This window comes from Acinetobacter sp. PFS20 (genome assembly GCF_052261015.1).
In the GTDB taxonomy this organism is placed as follows: Bacteria; Pseudomonadota; Gammaproteobacteria; order Pseudomonadales; family Moraxellaceae; genus Acinetobacter.
Genome location: NZ_JBPVZE010000001.1, coordinates 1,254,841 through 1,274,388 on the forward strand (window position 1 = coordinate 1,254,841; position 19,548 = coordinate 1,274,388).

Sequence of the window (19,548 nt, forward strand, 5' to 3'; positions counted from 1 at the left end):
TGTTATTTTTATAGTAAAAAATATGAAAAGCTTGTGAAAATCCATTTCATAAACAAAGCTTTAATATCTATAAAGTGTCTGTTTTTTTGGTGCTAATGTGAATGGTAGGTTAAATAAAAATAGAGATAACAAAAGTTATGACAAGTTTAAGTTCAGCCCATGGGCGGTCTCAGGCGGTTCCTTTATCTGTGTTTGAGCAGTCAAAAGATGCGCATATTATTCGTTCTGATGAAGAAGCAATTGAGGTTGCCAAACAACTTGCGCAAGAGTTCGCACACGAAGCATCCGATCGAGACAAGGAGCGCCGTTTACCCCTAAATGAAATTCAACAGTTCTCACAAAGCGGCTTATGGGCCATTACAGTTCCCAAGCAATTTGGTGGTGCACAAGTCAAATATCGAACTTTGGCTGAGGTCATCAAAACAATTGCGAGTGTTGATCCATCTCTTGCACAGCTTCCCCAAAATCACTTGGCTTTTATTGAACATTTACGTCTTGATGCAGGCCCAGAACAACAACAGTTCTTCTTTAACTTAGTGTTGAGAGGGATTCGTTTTGGCAATGCATTTTCGGAAAAACATAGCAAAACGGTGGCTGACCTCACTACCACATTAAAAAAGACCGAGCACGGTTATGAAATTAAGGGGAAGAAGTTTTTTGCAACAGGCGCATTGCTTGCACATTGGGTTCCAATTGTCGCTGTAAATGAACAGGGGCAGCCTTATGCGGCGCTAGTTCCTCGGGAAACTTCAGGGGTTAATATTATTAATGACTGGTCTGGCTTTGGGCAACGAACCACGGCCAGTGGAACCGTTGAACTTAATCAAGTTCCAGTACGTGAGGAATATCTAATTCCGATTTATCAGGCTTTCGAACGTCCTACACCGGCAGGTGCAATTTCACAATTTATTCAAGCTGCTGTTGATGCTGGTATTGCACGTGGTGCAATTGAAGAAACAATCCACTATGTCAAAAATCATAGCCGTGCATGGGTTGATTCAGGTTTGGAAAAAGCGAGTGATGATCCCTATACGATTGCAAACATTGGTGATTTAAAAATAAAACTTCGTGCAGCAGAGGCAGTATTAGATTTGGCAGGAGATGCGATTGATCAAGCGATTGCCGACACGACAGAAGAATATGTAAATCAAGCGACATTACTAGTTGCAGAAGCAAAAGTACTCACTACAGAAGTTGCAATTTTAGCAGCGAATAAGCTTTTTGAGTTGTCTGGAACACGTTCTACTTTGTCAGAGCTTAATCTGGACCGCCATTGGCGTAATGCGCGTACTCATACCTTGCATGATCCAGTGCGTTGGAAATATCACATTGTCGGTAATTACTACCTCAATGGCATCCATCCACCTCGTCATGCATGGAGCTAAAGTGAATAAAAAATAAGATTAGGAGAATAAAGATGACAATTACTCAAATTGAATTAGAAGAGCTATCGGTAGGCGCCGATTATGAAAAAGTAGCAAGTAGATTTCGTCCAGTTTTTGAAAAAATTGCCCAAGGTGCAATTCAACGGGAAAAAGAACGAATCTTGCCTTTTGAGCCGATTCAGTGGTTAAAAGAACTCAAATTAGGTGCAGTACGAGTACCTGTTAAATATGGTGGAGATGGGGTGTCATTGCCACAACTTTTCCAGCTTCTAGCAGAACTGGCGCAGGCAGATTCGAATATTGTGCAAGCGTTGCGTGGACACTTTGCTTTTGTTGAAGACCGTTTAGTTGCGCATAAAGAGCATTCGCAGGAAGTCTGGTTTCAGCGTTTTGTACAAGGTGATTTAGTTGGAAACGCATGGACCGAAGTTGGAAATGTACAGATTGGTGATGTCGTTACCCGAGTAACCAAAGATGCTTCGGGTAACTTGGTGGTGAATGGTGAAAAGTACTATTCGACAGGAAGTATTTTTGCTGACTGGATCGATTTATTTGCTTACGATGAAGTGAGTGACCGTCATGTGATTGCTGCTATTTATCGCCATGAAACTGGGGTAAGTGTTATTGATGATTGGGATGGCTTTGGTCAAAAGACAACGGGCAGTGGTACTTTAAAAGTACATCAGGTTCATTTACCAGCTTCGCACCTTATTCCATTTGATCAGCGTTTTAAATATCAGACCGCTTTTTATCAGGTTGTCCACCTTGCAACCCTAGCTGGGATTGCGCATGCTGCGGTCGAAACTTTTAGCCAAGAAATACGTGAGCGAAAGCGTATTTTTAGTCATGGTAATGGCGACCTTGTCCGTCACGACCCACAAGTTTTACAGGTGGTGGGTAAAGCCTCTGCTCAAGCCTATGGAAGTCTAGCAATTACGATTAAAACAGCAGAAGCATTACAGAAGGCTTATGAAAGTCACTTTAGTGAGTTAGAGGTGAAAGAACATCAGTTTAATGTAGATGCAGAGCTTGAGTCGGCACAAGGGCAGGTGGTGATTTCTAATTTGGTATTGGATTTAACCAGCCAGTTATTTAACGCTTTAGGTGCATCGGCAAGTAGTCAGGTTAAACAACTCGACCGTTTCTGGCGTAATGCACGAACAGTCTCTTCTCACAATCCACTCATCTATAAAGAAAAGGTGATTGGCGATTGGGAAGTAAACCGTACCGATTTACCCTTTGTCTGGCAAATTGGAGCAAGCCCGCGGGCAAAGTCTGCATAATGAAAAAAAGCCGATGTTTCATCGGCTTTTTTATTAGGTCTGGCTCAAACGTTTGGTATTTAAATAAAGCCTTGAAAGTAATAAAACACAAGCAATGCTCAAACCAATAATCAAACCTAGCCACACACCAGCCACGCCCCAATGGGTATAACGCGCTAAATAAAGCCCAATAGGGAAAGCAATCACCCAATACGCCATAAGCGTAATCCACATCGGTGCTTGAGTATCTTGCATACCTCTTAAACAGCCTGCGGCACTTACTTGTAATGCATCCATCAGCTGATAACCCATTGCAAACCAGAGTAAATACATCGCAACAGGAGCTACGTTTAAATCTTGAGTATAAATCGAGATAATTTGTTCACGGCATAGAGCAATAAAAGTCATGGTTAATATGGCAAAAAATATTGCTGTGCTGAGACCAATTTTTTGTACTTGGTACATTGAAGCCCAGTTCTTTTCACCATAATAAGTACCGACACGGATGGTTAAGGCAATGGCTAGTGAAAGCGGAATCATAAACAGCACAGAGGTAACGGAAATTGCGACTTGGTGTGCAGCAATAAACACTTCACCAAGTGGGCTAAGGACCAATGCACCTGTACTAAAAATACTAATCTCAAAGAACACAGCTAAACCGATTGGTAGACCAAGCTGTAAAATTCTTTTAACTAAAGCCATATTAATTTTATCAAATCGGCCAAAAATAGACGTGTTTTGATAAGCCGAGGCTTTATAAATATAGCCAGCTAAAGTGATCAGCATGAGCCACTGTAAAATGGAGGTTGCAAAACCGCAGCCAGCACTACCCAACGCAGGTATTGGCCCTAATCCATGCATAAAAATCATGTTAAGAGGAACCAATACAACTAAAGCTAATAGGCTAATAGCTGTGACAGGGCGTGGATGGCCTAATGCTTCTGAATAGCCACGTAATGCTGCATACATGGTCACAGCGGGCATACCTAAACCAATTGCATGTAAGAACAAGCTTGCTTTAGGTCGTAAGCTCTCTGGTACGCCGAACACATGCAAGAAAAACGGCATAAGCTGCAAAATGAGCATTGCCAGTACACCTAAAATGACAGCAACCCACAATGACTGACGAACAACGACAGGGATCTGCTCTGTATTTCTTGCGCCTTTTGCTTCAGCGACCAAAGGTGTTGTTGCAATCATAATGCCGCTGAACAGGAGCATGATTGGAACCCATAAACCGACCCCTACAGCAATTGCTGCTAAATCGGTTGCAGATAAATGCCCAGCCATAATAGTGTCAATTAACCCGAATCCTGCTTGAGCAAACTGGGTAATTAAAATCGGTAGCATTAAGTGGAAGAGTTGTTTTAATTCAGCCCGAAAAGATGTGACATTCGACACAAAAGGTACTCTTTTTAAATATAAAAAATGAAGCTAACGCTGCAAAGTGAGTACCACACCGACAAAGATGATGACTCCACCAAGAAACCGTTGCCATGTAACAGGTGTCTTTTCTGTGCCCAACCAACCAAAATGATCAAGTAACATAGAAATAACGATTTGCCCAAAAACGACTAGCCCTGTAAAGGTTAAAAAACCAAGCTTAGGTGCAGTATAAATGCTCATGCTGATTGCATAAACCCCAAGAAATCCTCCAGTCCAGAGAAGCCATGGAATATTTGATATTTCACTTAAAGAGGGCTTCTCGGCACTTTGAAAGAAAACCATAATGGCTAAAACAATAGTACCTATGAAAAATGATAATAAAGCTGCTTGTAAGGGTGAGTGTAGTTGCTCGCGCAGTTGAGCATTAATTGCGGTCTGAAAAGCCATGGCAACACCGATTCCCATAGCTAAGGGTAAGATCAGGAAAAGTTGACTAGAGAATTTCATCATTTTTATCAGTATTTAAGAATGTTTAAATTTAGTCTAAAGCAATTAAGGTATGTTTTCATAAGCCCATTGATGCAGTCATGTTAAAATAGAAATATTGTGTAAATTGGACCTGCTCCTTGGCCGTATTAAACCCTGCTTCTATTCCTCTATCTTTATATATCCATATGCCTTGGTGCGTGCGTAAATGTCCATATTGTGACTTTAACTCGCATGCCGTACCAGACGGAGCACTTTCGTCAGAACTTGAGCAAACCTATTTAAAAGCATTGGTCGCTGACTTTGAAACTCAACTAGAGATGGCACAGGGACGCCCAATTCATAGTGTGTTTATTGGTGGAGGAACCCCTTCACTGATTTCGGCACAGGGTTATGTATGGTTATTTGCAGAACTTAAGTCATTGCTTAAATTTGAAGATGGCTGCGAAATTACCTTAGAGGCAAATCCGGGAACGGTAGAGCATGACCCATTTGCAGGGTATTTAGAGGCTGGCATTAACCGCTTATCGATAGGTGTTCAGAGCTTTAATACTGATCATTTACAAAAGCTTGGACGTATTCATTCTGCAAACAATGCAATTGAAGCGATTCAACAAGCAAAGCAGGCTGGCTTTAAGCGAGTGAATGTAGACTTAATGCATGGTTTGCCTGAGCAAACGCTAGAGCAGGCGCTCTATGATCTCAAGCTTGCTGTAGAAAGTGGCGCAACTCATATTAGTTGGTATCAACTTACCATTGAACCGAATACCGTTTTCTTCCGTACTCAACCCGTTTTACCGCAAGATGAAATGCTTGAAGACATTCAAGAGCAGGGTGAGGCATATCTTAAGGCAAATGGTTTTATAAATTATGAAGTTTCGGCATGGCGTAAAGAGCTGCCCTCAGCACATAATTTGAATTATTGGGAATTTGGTGATTATCTTGCGATTGGAGCAGGTGCACATGGCAAAGTGACACGACCAGATGGTGTGTATCGTTTCCAAAAAACTCGTTTGCCAAAAGACTATTTAGCTAAGGTTCCAGCCGAACATCTGCAAATGAAAAAGATCGAGGCAGAAGAGCTACCTTTTGAATTTATGATGAATGCTTTACGGCTAAATGACGGTGTAAACGCTGGGTTATATGAACAGCGTACGGGCTTAAGCTTAGATCATTTAAATGAGGTACTCACTTCACTGCGAGCTAGAAAGCTACTGGTAGAGGATAGTTCTCGTTTGGCTTGTACAGAGCAGGGACATATTTTCTTAAACTCGGTACTAGAAGAGTTCTTGTAAGAAGCAAACTAAAAAGCCGCACTATGAGATGCGGCTTTTTTTATTTTAGCGAGTGGTGTAACCACCATTTGCAAAAATTGTTTGACCGGTAATCCACCAACCATCGGTCACCAAAAAGCGAACTAGAGGCTCAATATCTTCAATTTTGGTTAATCCACCTAAAGCGGAAGCTGATTTGTGGTAAGCCACTGCCTCGGCAGATTCCTGCCCATAAAAGAATGGTGTATCCATAGGCCCTGGAGCAACAGCAGTAACAGAAATCTGACGATCACCAAATTCTTTTGATGCAGCACGGGTATAGTGTTCAACAGGAGCTTTTAAACCCTCATAGGTTGAATAGAGTCCAGTGTAAGCTGCAAGAAGAGAAGTCACGATTGAGCAGATCTTTCCGCCGTCATTTAAATGACGACCCGCCGATTGAATAAAGAAGTAGGCAATTTTTGAGTTGATATCGCTCATGCTATCAAACTCTTGTTCTGTGGTGTCTAAAAACGATTTCTTTAAAACCTTTCCAACTGTATTAATGGCAATATCAATTCCGCCAAAATGCTGCTTAGTATCTAAGAAGAGCTTTTCAATATTATCAATATCCGTTAGGTCTGCTTGAATTAAAACAGCGTCTACACCGAATGCAGTTACATCTGCGAGCGTCTGTTCTGCATCTGCTTGAGTTTCAGTGCTATTGTAGTGAATTGCAATTTTTGCACCTTGCTCTGCAAATTTACGGCTAATAAGTCCGCCTAAGTTTTTTGCACCGCCCGTAATCAGTACAACTTTATCTTTCAGAGTATGAGTTGTCATGATGATTGTTCCTATGATGACTTGTTTTAATGTGTTTTTAGTCTAGATTGGCGGTAATTTTTGATCAATTATGCTAGTTTGGTTTAACTATTCAGAAAATACGAACAATTAAATGGATCGGTTGCAGCAATTTTTTATTTTTTCAGAAGTCGCTAAACGACAAAGCTTTAGTGAGGTAGCAAATCAGCTTGATTTACCTCGCTCTACAGTGACGAGTGCAATTCAACAATTAGAAACTCACTATGGGGTACGTTTATTTCACCGAACTACACGTAAAGTAAGCCTCACTCAAGATGGACAAAGAATCTTGCCTGAATGTCAAAACCTATTGTTTGACTATGAACAGCTTGAACAACTCATACAAACGCAAAAGCAGCATTACCGTGGCACGCTAAAAATTTCAATGCCCAGCCGAATCGTGCATCAAGTGATTATTCCTGAACTTCCCGATTTTTATAGCCGCTATCCAGACATTCATTTACAACTGAATAGCTCAGATGACATGACTGACTTGATCGAGAAGGGAATTGATTGTGTTGTTCGGGTGGGGCAGCTAGATAATAGTAGTTTGATCGCGAAGTTCGTCGGTAACTTGATTATGGTGAACTGTGCAAGTCCCCATTATTTAGAACAATATGGTATTCCTGAACAATTAGAAGATCTATCTCAGCACAAACTCATTAACTACGCAGGAGCCGTAGGAGAAAAACAAGGCGTATTTTTATATCAAGATGGAACAGTGATGATCGATAGTGCTTTAAGTGTAAATAATACAGAAGCCTATGTTGCTGCTGCTTGTGCTGGCTTAGGGATTATTCAACTTCCATACTACGATGTTCAGGATAAAATAGAGCAAGGAAACTTGGTTGAAGTACTAAGTGCACATACTGCTCAATCTTTGCCACTCAATATTTTGTATCCGAACCGAAGTTATATTCCTAAACGTTTAGAAATCTTTATGAATTGGGTTAAAGACATTTTATATAAGAAATGCATCGTCATCTTTTAGTCATGAAACTAAAATAAGATAACAATAAAAAAAGCCTCTCGTAGTGAGAGGCTTTTTAGAATTTGGTGGGTCGTCCGCGACTCGAACGCGGGACCAACGGATTAAAAGTCCGCTGCTCTACCAACTGAGCTAACGACCCAAATAGGTTCAAAACAGATAAGTGGTGGGTCGTCCGCGACTCGAACGCGGGACCAACGGATTAAAAGTCCGCTGCTCTACCAACTGAGCTAACGACCCGTATCGTTTTGATGTCGCGTATTTTAGCAAGTTATTCAACTAACACAAGAGGTAAATCAAAAACATTTGCATGATTGCCTATAAAAAGCACGATTTCCTCTTGTTTAGCTAAAAAATGAACTAAAAACGGTATTTATATGCCTGAATGTTGTCAAAAATTTCAGTTGTGACGTCACAATAACTGTTTGTACCAGGTAATAAAGCGAGTAAACGTTCAGAAGTTTTGCTTGGATTAAACGAATCTTCCTTCAATTTATTCTTTTGATATTTAAAAGTACCTGTTGTTTCAACTTTAGCTTGCACACGTAAAAATACGGGTACTGCATAAGCAGGGAGGCATTTTTTAAATATAGTGACCATTTCGGTTAAATCAGACTCATTTAACTCAGCGCCATCAGCAAGTGTGATTGCTGCCATACCAGCACGACCATTGGTATTTGGAATTTCTACCCCATAAACCACCGCTTCAGCGATCTTGTCATATTCACAAACCATGTTCTCAACTTCAGTAGTAGATACATTTTCGCCTTTCCAGCGGAAGGTATCGCCTAAGCGGTCAACAAACTGAGCATGACGGAAACCAATATTACGAACAAGGTCACCTGTGTTGAAATATGAGTCACCTTTTTTAAAGACATCTTTCATAATCACAGATTTATTCTTTTCTGGATCTGTATAACCATCAAAAGGTGAGCGACTAGTAATTTTCCCTACTAGCAAACCAATTTCACCTGCTTTAACTTTTTTACACCAACCCTTTTTATCGCGTACAGGTTCATTTTTCTCTTTATCAAACTCAATAATGGCATATGGTGTAGGAGAGAAACCTACTGTGTTGTCAAAGTTAAAAATATTACTAAACCCGACATTGCCTTCACTTGATGCATAAAGCTCAAGAACTTCTTGCACACCAAAACGTTGTTTGAACTTATCCCAGATGTTTGGACGCATGCCATTACCGATCATTTTGGTTACGCGGTGGACACGGTCAATTTCTGTAGGAGGGGCATCCATTAAGTAACGGCAAAGCTCTCCTACATAGCCAATTGCAGAGGCATTAAATTTCTGAACATCTTTCCAGAATGCACTGGTTGAATATTTACGTCGAATTGCAAGGGTCGAACTTCCCGCAATCACACCACACCAGCAAACTACGACACCAGTTGCATGGTAAAGCGGTAAAGTGACATACATCACATCATCTGGGCCAAGGTTTAAAATGTGCCCATAGGTACCATAGGCAAGTGTCCAGCGACTGTGTTTGAAAATAACAGCCTTTGGTAAGCCTGTAGTGCCCGAAGTATAAATATAAAACAGGCCATCATTTCCATGAACAGATTGCGTAGTCGATGGGTTAAATTTTGGAAATTGATCAATTTCTATTGCAAGATTGGCATAACCTTGAGGTGCTGTACCCGCATCTTGGCGTGTAGCCTGATCTGCAAACCAATGAAAACGGTCTTTAGGAACATTTAGATCCTGACGAATTTCATCAATTACAGCTCTAACTTCTTCACCTGCAATTACGGCGATTGGTTTTACAAGATTGATACTATGAGCGAGGACCTTACCTACTTGAGAGGTATTAACAAGCGCAATCGTTACCCCAATTTTAGCTAAACCTACAATCGTGGCAATAAGTTCAGAACGGTTCTCAACCATTACGGCAATCACGTCACCTTTTTGTGCGCCAAGAGATAGATAATAGTGAGAAATCTGGTTAGCCCATTCGTTTAAAGCTTCATATGAATAACTTTGATCTTCAAATAATAAAGCAATGCCTTGCGGATTTCGCTTAACAGCTTTTTCAAAGGCTACACCTAATCCCGTTGGTGTATTTGCTGTTCTTAAGTAAGCCTGTTTAAGACCATTCAGGATATGGGGTACTTTGGGGATGAAGCTAGGAAGTCTTGTTGCAACATCACCAAGCGTAATGATATCGGTCTGTGTTGTCTGGCTCATATCAATCCTATTTATTTTTCGATCAATCCAAAAAAGGTTGCGTTGGCAAAAGTACAGTGTTTTTCATGGTTCACCATGCTTTTAAAACTTTTCTTCTAGTGCAATCAACCTAATTGGTTAAAAATAACAAAAAAAACCTAGTCATCGAAATGGCTAGGTTTGTTTAAATTAGCTGCAATTGAGCAAATGATTTACTCAGCTACAGGATTTGCTTTCTTTGGTGGACGACCACGAGGGCGACGAGGAGGACGACTTGGTTTGTCCTGATCTGCCTTAGAATCGTCTGATTCAACTTCTGTAGTAGCTTCCGTTGGTGCTACAGCCTGTTCTGCGGCAGCTTTTGCTCTTGCAGATGCTTTAGGTTGTTTAACAACCGGAGCTTCAACTACAGTTGTCGCTGGTGTTTCTTCTACGCTTGTTTCACTTTGAACTACTTCAGCCACTTGATTAAGCTCAAGCGGTTGTTGTTTTGACTCAACAGGTGCTTGTGTTTCAGCAGCAGGAGCAACAACCGTTTCTTCAACAGCTGGAGCTACAGGTGCAGCTTCTTCTGGTGCGGCGTGTTGTTGTTTAACTTGCTCAAAAGCTTGTTCAGCAGCAAGTTTCGCTAAACGACGACGCTCACGTGGATCATTAGCAACACGTGGTGTTTGCTCTTTTTGTGGTGTTAATGCAAGTACAGGCGCAGGCTCTGCTTCTTGTGATGGCTTGTTGCTTGGAAGCTCTGCATCACGAGTAACAGGCTTTTTGTCTTCAGCATCAGACACGACTTCTGTTGCTAGCGTACTAGCGTACTGTTCAGCAAACTTCTGCAATGCACGATTGAATGTTGGAACTAAACCAAACTGTTCAATCAATACTGTGCAGTCTTCACCATAAACATGACGAATCAAGCTACCAATCGTATATTGCGCCAATGTTGGAATTTGCGATGGGGCAATTGATGGTACCGCAGCTTTAGCACGTTTCGCGTTGCGTTGTTCACGACGACGCATACGAGGGTCATTGCTTGCACGTTGAATTTGCGGTTGAGTTTTGCTGTCTGCAGGAGGAGTAGTTTCTTCTGCTTTAACAGTGACTGCTTCTTCTACAACTGCAACTGGTGCTGGAGCTGACTCTTGAGCGACTTCAACAACAGGTGCTGTTTCAGTGCGTTCAATAGGTTGCTCTGGAGTCAAAGCAATAATTTCGCTTTGTGCCTGATCAACATTGATCACTAAGGCTGTATTCATGACTTCATGCTTTGGAGCATCAATCAAATCAACCTTAATTTGTTTCTCATCAACAACTACTGGTGCCGCCGGTGCATTTTGATTTTCATTCAATACACTTGGATCGCGGTGGCGATTTGGACGGTTCGGACGTTGTTGATTATTACGGTCACGACGCGGCACGGCATTTTCAGTTTGTTGTCCATCATTTTGATGTTGTTGATGTGACTGATCTGGGTGCTGACGTTTTTGTTGACGTTTTAACTCACGTTGTTCTTGACGTGATAACTGTACAACTTCTTCATGAACCTGTTGTGGTTGTTGCTGTTGTTGTGGCTCTTGAGCATGATGATGTTGTTCACGTTGCTCTTTGTGCTTACGTTTTTTGTTGTTTGGACGTTGTTGTACTTTATCGTCTTTTTCAACATTTTCACGAACTTCCTGTTTAGCAGGAGACTGTGAAATGTAAGCATTATTAGATGGAGCCGTAACAGTTTCAGCAACTGGCGGTACTGCAACTTGTCCAAACTGGCCACGGCTTACAGCGCCAGTATTGACCATTTGTTCAATTGTCGCAGCAGCATTTTGCGCTGAACGAGATTGATCAATAGTTTTAGCTTGTTTTTGAACAAAAAGGTTCTCTAACCATGCAAGAGGGCTTGCTGCTTTTTGAACGCTTGCCTGAGCAACAGCAGGTTGAGCTGCTTGATTTACTTTCTTTTGACCAGCCGCATTATTTGCAGCAGGAGCATGGCCATGATCAGCTTCTTCTAAATGCCATTCAGAAGATTCATAACCTAACTCTTTTTCACTTGAGCGAGTTGCTTCAGTACGTTCATAGCTAGATGGTGCAAATCCATCTGGATTGTACTGAATTTCATAGTGAGGTGTTTCTAAGTGCGGGTGAGGTAAAACAGTCACACGAACACCAGAAGTTTGTTCTAAATAAACAAGGCTATGGCGTTTTTCATTGAGTAAGAACGCTGCAATTTCAACAGGAACTTCTACTTGTACTTCACCATGACGTTCACGAAGAGCAATTTCTTCTACTTTACGCATAATTGAAAGCGAAAGTGAACGTAAGTCACGCACCATACCCGTGCCATGACAGCGTGGGCACACATATCCAGTTGCTTCTTCAAGTGATGGGCGTAAGCGTTGACGGCTCATTTCCATTAAGCCAAAACGAGAGAGTTGGCCAAACTGGATACGTGCACGGTCGCTTTGTGTTGCTTCACGAAGTTTTGCTTCAACCATGCGTTGGTTGCGTTCTTTAGTCATATCGATGAAGTCGATAACAACCAAACCGCCAATGTCGCGAAGACGAAGTTGGCGAGCAATTTCTTCTGCTGCTTCTAGGTTTGTATTAAGCGCAGTTTCTTCAACGTCATGTCCACGAGTCGATTTCGCAGAGTTAATGTCGATTGAAACTAAAGCTTCAGTCTGGTCAATTACGATTGAACCACCAGAAGGAAGTTTTACTTCACGCTCGTAAGCAGTTTGAATTTGGCTTTCAATACCAAAATGAGCAAACAACGGCTCGTTTAAAGTATAAGTTTTAAGTTTGTCTAATTGACGTGGCATAACTGCTTTAACAAAGTTATACGCTTCGTTATAAGCTTGTTCGCTATCAATTAAAATTTCTGCAACGTCATCACGTAAGTAATCGCGGATAGCACGAGTAACTACGCCAGCTTCTTGATGAACAAGCATTGGAGACGGACCAGAACTTGCAGTGCTTTGGATTTGTGCCCAGAGGTCAAGCAAATGCTGTAAATCTAACTGTAATTCTTCTTGAGTACGACCAATACCTGCGGTACGCACAATAACACTCATGCCGCGAGGTAAATTTAAAGAAGCTAAAATTTCTTTTAATTCTTCACGTACAGAACCTGAAATTTGACGGCTAATACCACCGCCTTTCGGGTTGTTTGGCATAAGAACCAAATAACGTCCTGCGAGTGAGATGAATGTAGAAAGGGCAGCGCCTTTGTTACCACGTTCCTCTTTTTCAACTTGAACAAGTAATTCAGTACCTTCAGTGATGAGTTCACGAATGTTTGAAGTTTGTCGCGGGTCTGCTTGGAAATAACTATTCGCAATTTCGCGCATAGATAAGAAGCCTTGACGGCCTGCGCCATATTCAACAAACACAGCTTCTAAAGAAGGTTCTACGCGGGTTACATGGCCTTTATAGATATTGGATTTTTTCTGTTCTCGGGTACGATTTTCTAAATCAAAATCGTAAAGACGATTACCAGTGATAAGTGCAACGCGGACTTCTTCTGCGTGAGTTGCATTAATCAACATACGTTTCATGGGTGTGACACCTAATAGTGACCCACACAAACATATCGCACAAACTTAAAGGTTCTGAACGAACATCGAACATGACGGATCATTTCCCAGATCTCAAAATATTTGTGGTCTGAGTCATCTGTTACCGGCTACATTTAGCCTTAACTTCGATTCTCGTCTGTGATGTAGGCAATACTGCTTCAACCTTTAAATCGGACTTCCTTAGTGCTTCACTGGCGGGTGAGCGGTACATTGGTTAATGACTTTCACTGTCATTGAGCGCGAAGTGACTTCTTTTTGGAAGTTTGATACGGAATGTTCATCGTATCGGTGCTTTCGGCAGTTCCAATGCATCAACGCTTTAGCCTGAAGGCAACATTAAGGAGCGATTTGTCTGATGTGTATCAGTTTACGTTCCATAACCAACTAGAGTTGGTAACATATTTTTTTGAACAAACTGAATTAAACGCAACAGTTTGTCATTTTGCCGATATAATAAGCCTTCGGCGTCGGCATAATTCTTTAGGACCTATCCGAGCTGATGGTGAAAGCATCATTTTGATTGAGGTTTCAATCAGGGAAATTCCCTATTAGATGTTCACTTACGGCGGTATCCGTGCGCTGACTATATCAAACCTTGCAGCATCTGCCTATGGGCTAAGCTTAGATTTCTTGTGAAAAAACTAAGCTAAACGGTCATTTATTAATCAAATTTAGCAAAATTTCAGGTTTAAATATTAGTATGAATTCTACACAGCAATGGCAAAGTGTCACTTGGTTTGAGGTGGATGAACATCAAGCAGGACAGCGAATTGATAATTTCCTGTTCTCGCGTTTAAAAGGTGTACCTAAAAGTCGTATTTATCGTTTGATTCGTGAAAGTCAGGTTCGAGTAAATAAAAAACGTGTTAAAGCTGAGACTAAACTTGAGATTGGCGATCAGATTCGTGTTGCTCCAATTCGTTACGAACAAAAAGATGAAACAGCCGCTCCTGTCAGTGATAGTGTGGCACAAGGCCTATTAAGCCGTGTGGTCTATGAAGATGAAGGTTTGTTAGTTGTCAATAAACCTTCAGGTATTGCTGTCCATGGTGGTAGTGGTATGGCGTATGGTTTGATTGAAGCACTACGTGCAGCGACAGGCAAAAAATATTTAGAACTTATTCATCGTATTGACCGTGATACTTCTGGTCTGGTCATGATTAGTAAAAAACGTAGCACATTAAAACAACTACAAGATATGTTGCGTGAGCACAAAATTCGTAAAACCTATGCCGCGATTGTTAAAGGTCAAGTGAGCTTAGATAAACAGCTGATTGATGCACCTTTATTGAGATATGAGCTGGCAAATGGTGAGCGTCGTGTACGTGTGACTAAAGATGGTAAACCAAGTAAAACCGAATGGGTTGTAGCAGAGCGCTTTAAAAATGCGACTCTGGTTCATGCATCACCTTTATCTGGCCGTACTCATCAGATCCGTGTACATGGTTTAAGCATTGGACACCCATTGATTGGTGATGATAAATATGGACACACGACTGAGTACACTGGCCCTGAAGCACGTCGTCTATGTTTACATGCGATGCGTTTAGATATTCCAGGTTATCCGCCGATTGAAGCACCTTTACCAGAAGACATGACCCAGTTATTAAAGGCTTTGAGAGTGGCAAAATGAGTCTAAAAACCGAATTAGTTATTTTCGACTGGGATGGGACTTTATATAACTCTGTTGGGCAGATTGTTGCTAGTTTGCAACATGCCGCAGAGCAGCATGAATTGCCTTTAACCGATGAAGCAGCAAAAAGCATTATTGGTTTGGGCTTGCCCGAAGTTATGCAAACCCTATTTCCAGAAGCACCTGAGTTACATGATTCAATTTTAAAAGCATATGGCGATCACTATATTGCAAACTCTACAAATGATGCATGGTTCGATGGTATTGCTGAGCTACTACATGACTTAAAAGCGCAAGGTTTAAAACTTGCAGTCGCAACGGGTAAAAATCGTCGTGGCTTAGATCGTGTAATTGCAAAAACACAGAGTACTCATCTTTTTGATGTGACTCGAGCAGCCAATGAAACCAGATCGAAACCAGATCCACTCATGTTGCAAGAAATCTTAACAGTCACTGGAGTGAGTGTTGAGCGTGCGGTAATGATTGGTGATAGTAGCTATGACCTTGAGATGGCTCAGCGGTTAAACATGCCACGAATTGGTGTGGGCTATGGTGTGCATTCGAGCGAAGTTCTACAACAGTTCCAGCCTTTAACGATTGCTAAAGATGTACCTGAGCTGCACAACTTTTTAAGAGAGTATGCAAAGTTATCTACGGTAGATGTTGCATAATTTAGAATAATATAAGAAGGGGGAATTTATTCCCTCTTATTGTATGTCTAATAACAATAAGAAGAGAAAAATGAGTCGTTCTATTCGTCTATTAAATCTTTTACAACAACTTCGTGAAGCCCGTTATCCAATCACTGCACAAGTTCTCGCTGATCGTATGGGAATTAGTGTCCGAAGTGTCTATCGCGATATCGATAGCTTACGTGAGCAGGGTGTGGCAATTGAGGCATCGGCAGGTATAGGTTTTCAGCTTAAAGAAGATATTGTACTGCCACCAATGACACTCAATGAAAATGAAGTCGAAGCTATTTTTTTGGCATTGCATTGGTTGAAGAGTGTGCCAGATCAATCGTTACAATCGGCATCTACATCTGTATTAGCTAAATTGAATTCTGTTTTGCCTGAGCATCGGCAATATTTATTACAGCAAACGACTTTAAGAGCCTTTAATGCGTGGCTGCCTGTAGATGAAAATCGAGTCGAACAGGTGCGTTTAGCCATTCGGCAGCAAGTCAAAATTTTGCTGCATTATCATGATGAGCAGCAACGAAGTAGTGTTCGAACCTTGTGGCCTTTTGCTTTGGGATATTTTAACGACAAAATTGTGTTGGCTGCATGGTGTGAACTTCGGCAGGATTTTAGGCATTTTAGACTTGATCGTATTCAACATCTGAGTTTAAGCCAAGAATTATATCCATCATTTAAGCAAAAACTATTTGAGCAGTGGTGGGCACAAGAGTCGAAGACTACTGACAAAAACTGACAAAGAGGTTTTGTAGACTAGGTTCCAAGATAAACAAGGAGCCATAAAAATGAGCCTTAAACTTTATACTAACAAAGAATCACGTGGTGTTGTGGTCGACTGGCTTTTAGTCGAATTAGGTGTTGAGTGTGAACGTATTGAAGTCGAATACAAGACTGAAATGAAAACACCGGAATATCTAAAAATTAATCCTTTTGGAAAAGTGCCAGTATTGGTAGATGGTGATGTCGTGATTTATGAGCTAGGTGCAATCTGTGCTTATCTTGCTGATAAATTTTTCGTTAAAGGTTTAGCTCCTGCACTAGATGATCCTAAACGTGGTTTGTACTATCGCTGGTTATTTTTGATGGCAGGCCCATGGGAAGCTGCGGGTGTTGATAAAGCTCTCGGAATAGATGTATCTCCTGAGCAAAAAATGTTTGTGGGTTATGGTGATTATAACGATGCCTACCAAGCTTTAGTACAAGGGCTTAGTGAAGCAAATCCGTATGTGTGTGGCGAACAATTTACCGCCGCAGATGTAAGCGTGGGAGCAATGCTGTTATGGCAATTGAAAATGGGAGTGATTGAATCTCATCCTGCTATTACGCGTTATGTTGAAACCATCAAGCAACGTGAAGGCTTAAAACAAAGCACGATGGGCTCATTGTTGTAAACCTCTGCTGTTTAGAGTCACCCATTTGGGTGACTTTTTTATTTCCTAAATGCAAGTTTTAGTTGGTAAGAAAACCAGCAGCAACGTTAATACAGATCGCTAAAATGGTGGTATTAAACCCAAAAGACAACACCGCGTGAAATAAGTTTAAAAGACGCATGTGTTTGGTGGTAATCGAAACATCGGCCGTTTGGGCAGAAGTCCCAATAATATAACTAAAATATAAAAAATCAGGATAAGTGGGCTGTTTTGTTCCCGGAAAATCTAGACCACCATTTTCTTCATTTCTAGATAAAGCCATATAAAAATCATGGGCATAATGTAGAGCAAAAACGGTATGCATAAAAAGCCATGCAGAAACAATAGTGAGTAAAGCTAAAGCCACATGGCCTAACTTTGCAGAATGATCAGAAGGAAGCTGTGAGAGCTGTATTAAAATAGCAACTAGACACATGGTTAAAGCCAATAGAACAATCAGCATAATGACCCATTTGCTTTCGTCTTGTTTTTTAGCTTGCTGCTGCATTTGAGAATGATCAGCACTTTTCATGAGCTGCCAAACATGTAGTAAATATATACTAATCGAAGTATTCCAGCTGACTAATAAAATAGTTGACCATTTCCATGAGGTGAACCATGTGAGAATACTCGCTGTGATAAATCCTATAAATAAAGCAATAAAGAAATGAGGGCGGTTTAGTACACTACGTCCAAGATGTTGAAATACTGAAACCATTTTCCTAATCTCCTTTTACCAAATGGTAAATATATTATTTTTTATTAAATGGTAAAAATAATATCTAGTTTTATGTGGATTTTATTCCAAGATTTTAAATTGTATTTAAGAGATATTTACTTTTACCGAGTAGGTAAAATAGAACCAAAGCGCAGGATAAACTGTTTATAAAAAGTATAAAATAAATAAAAAATATTATTTACTTATACCTTTTATAAAGGTGTCCTTATTAATCATAGGCTTAAAATAAAATATAGCTTTTCTGATTAGGTGTGAGTTAAGTTCTTATCCAGATGAAATACTTTAGTGAGTTGATCAATAAATTTTTGAACCCCTAAAGACTGTGAATTTCTACGGTAATTTACGAATAAATCCAATGTCGGTAACTCGACATCAAGAGGGCGGACTACTGTATTTTTGATGCCTAAAGGTGCAACGTAAGCAGGTAAAATTGTACAACCTAATCCAGAGCCAAGAGAGTTAATATTAAACAACATGCTATCTGCTTTTTGAACAATATTGAGGTCAATATTGTGAGTTTTGGCAAAGTCTAAAATCGTGTTATGTAATGTTTGTGACTGCTCGGCAGCAGGAATAATAAAGTCAACGCCCTGTAAAGCATGGACGGGAATTCGTTCATATTGAGTAAGTGGATGATTTTTAGGAAGTAAAAAAATCAAGGGTTCAGTCAAAACAAATTGGCTTTGGATCTCGTCACTATCTGTATTTTCTCGAGTAAAGGTAATGTCTAACTCACCTTTTTTTAAGGATTTAAGTTGTTCAGTATTGTTTAGATTAGATAGTTCAATGATGAGATCGGGGTGTTGTAATCGCAGATTAGGAAGAACGTAAGGAAAAATTTTCATTTCTGCAATCGGGACAAAACCGATACGGAGCAGCTGCTGTTTAGCCTTAGAAACCTGTCGTGCCAGAGCAACTGCTTTTTCAGCTTGAGCAAGGGTCAGGCGAGCATGTTCTAAAAAGACTTCACCTTCTTCGGTTAATTCAACTTTACGTTTAGTGCGATTTAAAAGTCGTACACCAACATCTTCTTCTAAATCTTTAATCTGTTGGCTAAGGGAGGGTTGTGCGGTAAAAAGTTTAAGGGCGGCTTTACTAAAATTTAATTCTTCAGCAACGGTAATGAAATATCGGAGGTGGCGTAGTTCCATAAGACTAATCCAAAAAATGTCTTACTATGATTTATGTGAAGTATAAAGCATAAAGGGATATAGCGTGAAGGTACTTTAGGTATTTATAAAATAAATGGAATTTTCATTTTCATTAAACATTTAATATATAAATATAAGTTCAAGTAATTCATAAAATATATTAATTAGGATAGTTTAAATACATTATTTTTACTTAATCAAAGAAATATTTAAATGTTTTAAATATTAGTATAGGTGATTCTCATAATATGCAAAAATGAAGAAATATAAAATAATATTATAAAATATAAATTCTTTAAGAATGAATTGACTTTAAGTGTTACTAAATATTTTGTTCTATAAGCTTGCAAAACGTTTGAAGTTGGAAAAGTAGGGCTTACCAAGGTAAAACCAAGTAGCTCACCCCCAATTTCACGTGACTAATTATTGTTATGTTATACAAGCAGTCTTAATAAGAATGGTAATTATCGACGCATAAACCCAACACATCTATGTATTTTTTATGGCAATCTAATTCAACTTATGTTGGCTGTGACCACAATAA

General features: G+C 40.2%; 15 protein-coding genes and 2 tRNA genes. 8 read left to right on the forward strand and 9 right to left on the reverse strand.

Annotated elements, in window-relative coordinates:
• Positions 1–137 precede the first annotated feature (137 nt).
• Both ACS125_RS05970 and ACS125_RS05975 read left to right on the forward strand, forming a co-directional pair.
• On the forward strand, positions 138–1,385 hold the full coding sequence (locus ACS125_RS05970; protein ID WP_443271047.1) for an SfnB family sulfur acquisition oxidoreductase: 1,248 nt from the start codon (positions 138–140) through the stop codon (positions 1,383–1,385).
• A gap of 32 nt (positions 1,386–1,417) precedes the next feature.
• Positions 1,418–2,668 (forward strand): acyl-CoA dehydrogenase family protein, encoded by a 1,251-nt coding sequence (locus ACS125_RS05975; protein WP_144733969.1) that lies wholly within the window; start codon positions 1,418–1,420, stop codon positions 2,666–2,668.
• A gap of 33 nt (positions 2,669–2,701) precedes the next feature.
• Here the strand turns inward: ACS125_RS05975 and abeM are convergent, their stop codons facing one another.
• Together abeM and ACS125_RS05985 are read right to left on the reverse strand one after the other, a co-directional pair.
• Entirely contained in the window at positions 2,702–4,048 is a 1,347-nt protein-coding gene (gene abeM / locus ACS125_RS05980) for a multidrug efflux MATE transporter AbeM (protein WP_174758349.1), read from the reverse strand.
• A 33-nt stretch (positions 4,049–4,081) separates the two neighbouring features.
• A complete protein-coding gene (locus ACS125_RS05985; protein WP_004794898.1) occupies positions 4,082–4,543 on the reverse strand; it encodes a DMT family transporter in 462 nt (153 codons plus the stop codon).
• Positions 4,544–4,659: 116 nt separating this feature from the next.
• Here ACS125_RS05985 and hemW point away from each other — a divergent pair, with 116 nt between their 5' ends.
• Positions 4,660–5,814 (forward strand): radical SAM family heme chaperone HemW, encoded by a 1,155-nt coding sequence (gene hemW / locus ACS125_RS05990; RefSeq protein ID WP_443271050.1) that lies wholly within the window; start codon positions 4,660–4,662, stop codon positions 5,812–5,814.
• Positions 5,815–5,859: 45 nt separating this feature from the next.
• On the opposite strand, the gene ACS125_RS05995 is transcribed toward hemW, so the two are convergent.
• Positions 5,860–6,615: an SDR family oxidoreductase gene (locus ACS125_RS05995; protein WP_443271052.1), complete on the reverse strand. Its 756-nt coding sequence runs from the start codon at positions 6,613–6,615 to the stop codon at positions 5,860–5,862.
• 112 nt (positions 6,616–6,727) lie between these two features.
• Here ACS125_RS05995 and ACS125_RS06000 point away from each other — a divergent pair, with 112 nt between their 5' ends.
• Positions 6,728–7,624, forward strand: coding sequence for a LysR family transcriptional regulator (locus ACS125_RS06000; RefSeq protein WP_353156428.1), 897 nt, complete (start codon positions 6,728–6,730; stop codon positions 7,622–7,624).
• A gap of 63 nt (positions 7,625–7,687) precedes the next feature.
• Here ACS125_RS06000 and ACS125_RS06005 read toward each other — a convergent pair.
• The 4 genes from ACS125_RS06005 to ACS125_RS06020 all read right to left on the reverse strand — a co-directional run bounded on the left by ACS125_RS06005 (position 7,688) and on the right by ACS125_RS06020 (position 13,353).
• A tRNA-Lys gene (locus ACS125_RS06005) sits at positions 7,688–7,763 on the reverse strand.
• Between the two features lie 22 nt (positions 7,764–7,785).
• Positions 7,786–7,861 (reverse strand) — tRNA-Lys (locus tag ACS125_RS06010).
• Positions 7,862–7,981: 120 nt separating this feature from the next.
• A complete protein-coding gene (locus ACS125_RS06015) occupies positions 7,982–9,823 on the reverse strand; it encodes a long-chain-acyl-CoA synthetase (RefSeq protein WP_353156425.1) in 1,842 nt (613 codons plus the stop codon).
• A gap of 191 nt (positions 9,824–10,014) precedes the next feature.
• The gene (locus ACS125_RS06020; RefSeq protein ID WP_353156423.1) at positions 10,015–13,353 is read right to left on the reverse strand and encodes an Rne/Rng family ribonuclease; all 3,339 of its coding nucleotides are present in this window, start codon (positions 13,351–13,353) and stop codon (positions 10,015–10,017) included.
• Positions 13,354–14,074: 721 nt separating this feature from the next.
• Between ACS125_RS06020 and ACS125_RS06025 the strand changes: the two genes are divergently transcribed.
• The 4 genes from ACS125_RS06025 to ACS125_RS06040 all read left to right on the forward strand — a co-directional run bounded on the left by ACS125_RS06025 (position 14,075) and on the right by ACS125_RS06040 (position 17,096).
• Positions 14,075–15,007, forward strand: a complete 933-nt coding sequence (locus tag ACS125_RS06025; RefSeq protein ID WP_004794885.1) for an RluA family pseudouridine synthase — start codon at positions 14,075–14,077, stop codon at positions 15,005–15,007.
• Positions 15,004–15,678 (forward strand): HAD-IA family hydrolase, encoded by a 675-nt coding sequence (locus ACS125_RS06030; RefSeq protein WP_151964043.1) that lies wholly within the window; start codon positions 15,004–15,006, stop codon positions 15,676–15,678. The genes ACS125_RS06025 and ACS125_RS06030 overlap by 4 nt, the downstream gene beginning before the upstream one ends.
• A gap of 70 nt (positions 15,679–15,748) precedes the next feature.
• On the forward strand, positions 15,749–16,441 hold the full coding sequence (locus ACS125_RS06035; RefSeq protein ID WP_443271056.1) for a helix-turn-helix transcriptional regulator: 693 nt from the start codon (positions 15,749–15,751) through the stop codon (positions 16,439–16,441).
• A 49-nt stretch (positions 16,442–16,490) separates the two neighbouring features.
• The gene (locus ACS125_RS06040; RefSeq protein WP_443271058.1) at positions 16,491–17,096 is read left to right on the forward strand and encodes a glutathione S-transferase family protein; all 606 of its coding nucleotides are present in this window, start codon (positions 16,491–16,493) and stop codon (positions 17,094–17,096) included.
• Positions 17,097–17,154: 58 nt separating this feature from the next.
• Here the strand turns inward: ACS125_RS06040 and ACS125_RS06045 are convergent, their stop codons facing one another.
• Together ACS125_RS06045 and hcaR are read right to left on the reverse strand one after the other, a co-directional pair.
• Complete coding sequence (locus ACS125_RS06045) at positions 17,155–17,832, reverse strand: DUF1345 domain-containing protein (protein WP_004794875.1); 678 nt, start codon at positions 17,830–17,832, stop codon at positions 17,155–17,157.
• Between the two features lie 266 nt (positions 17,833–18,098).
• Positions 18,099–19,004: a DNA-binding transcriptional regulator HcaR gene (hcaR, locus tag ACS125_RS06050; RefSeq protein WP_004794873.1), complete on the reverse strand. Its 906-nt coding sequence runs from the start codon at positions 19,002–19,004 to the stop codon at positions 18,099–18,101.
• Positions 19,005–19,548: the final 544 nt, after the last annotated feature.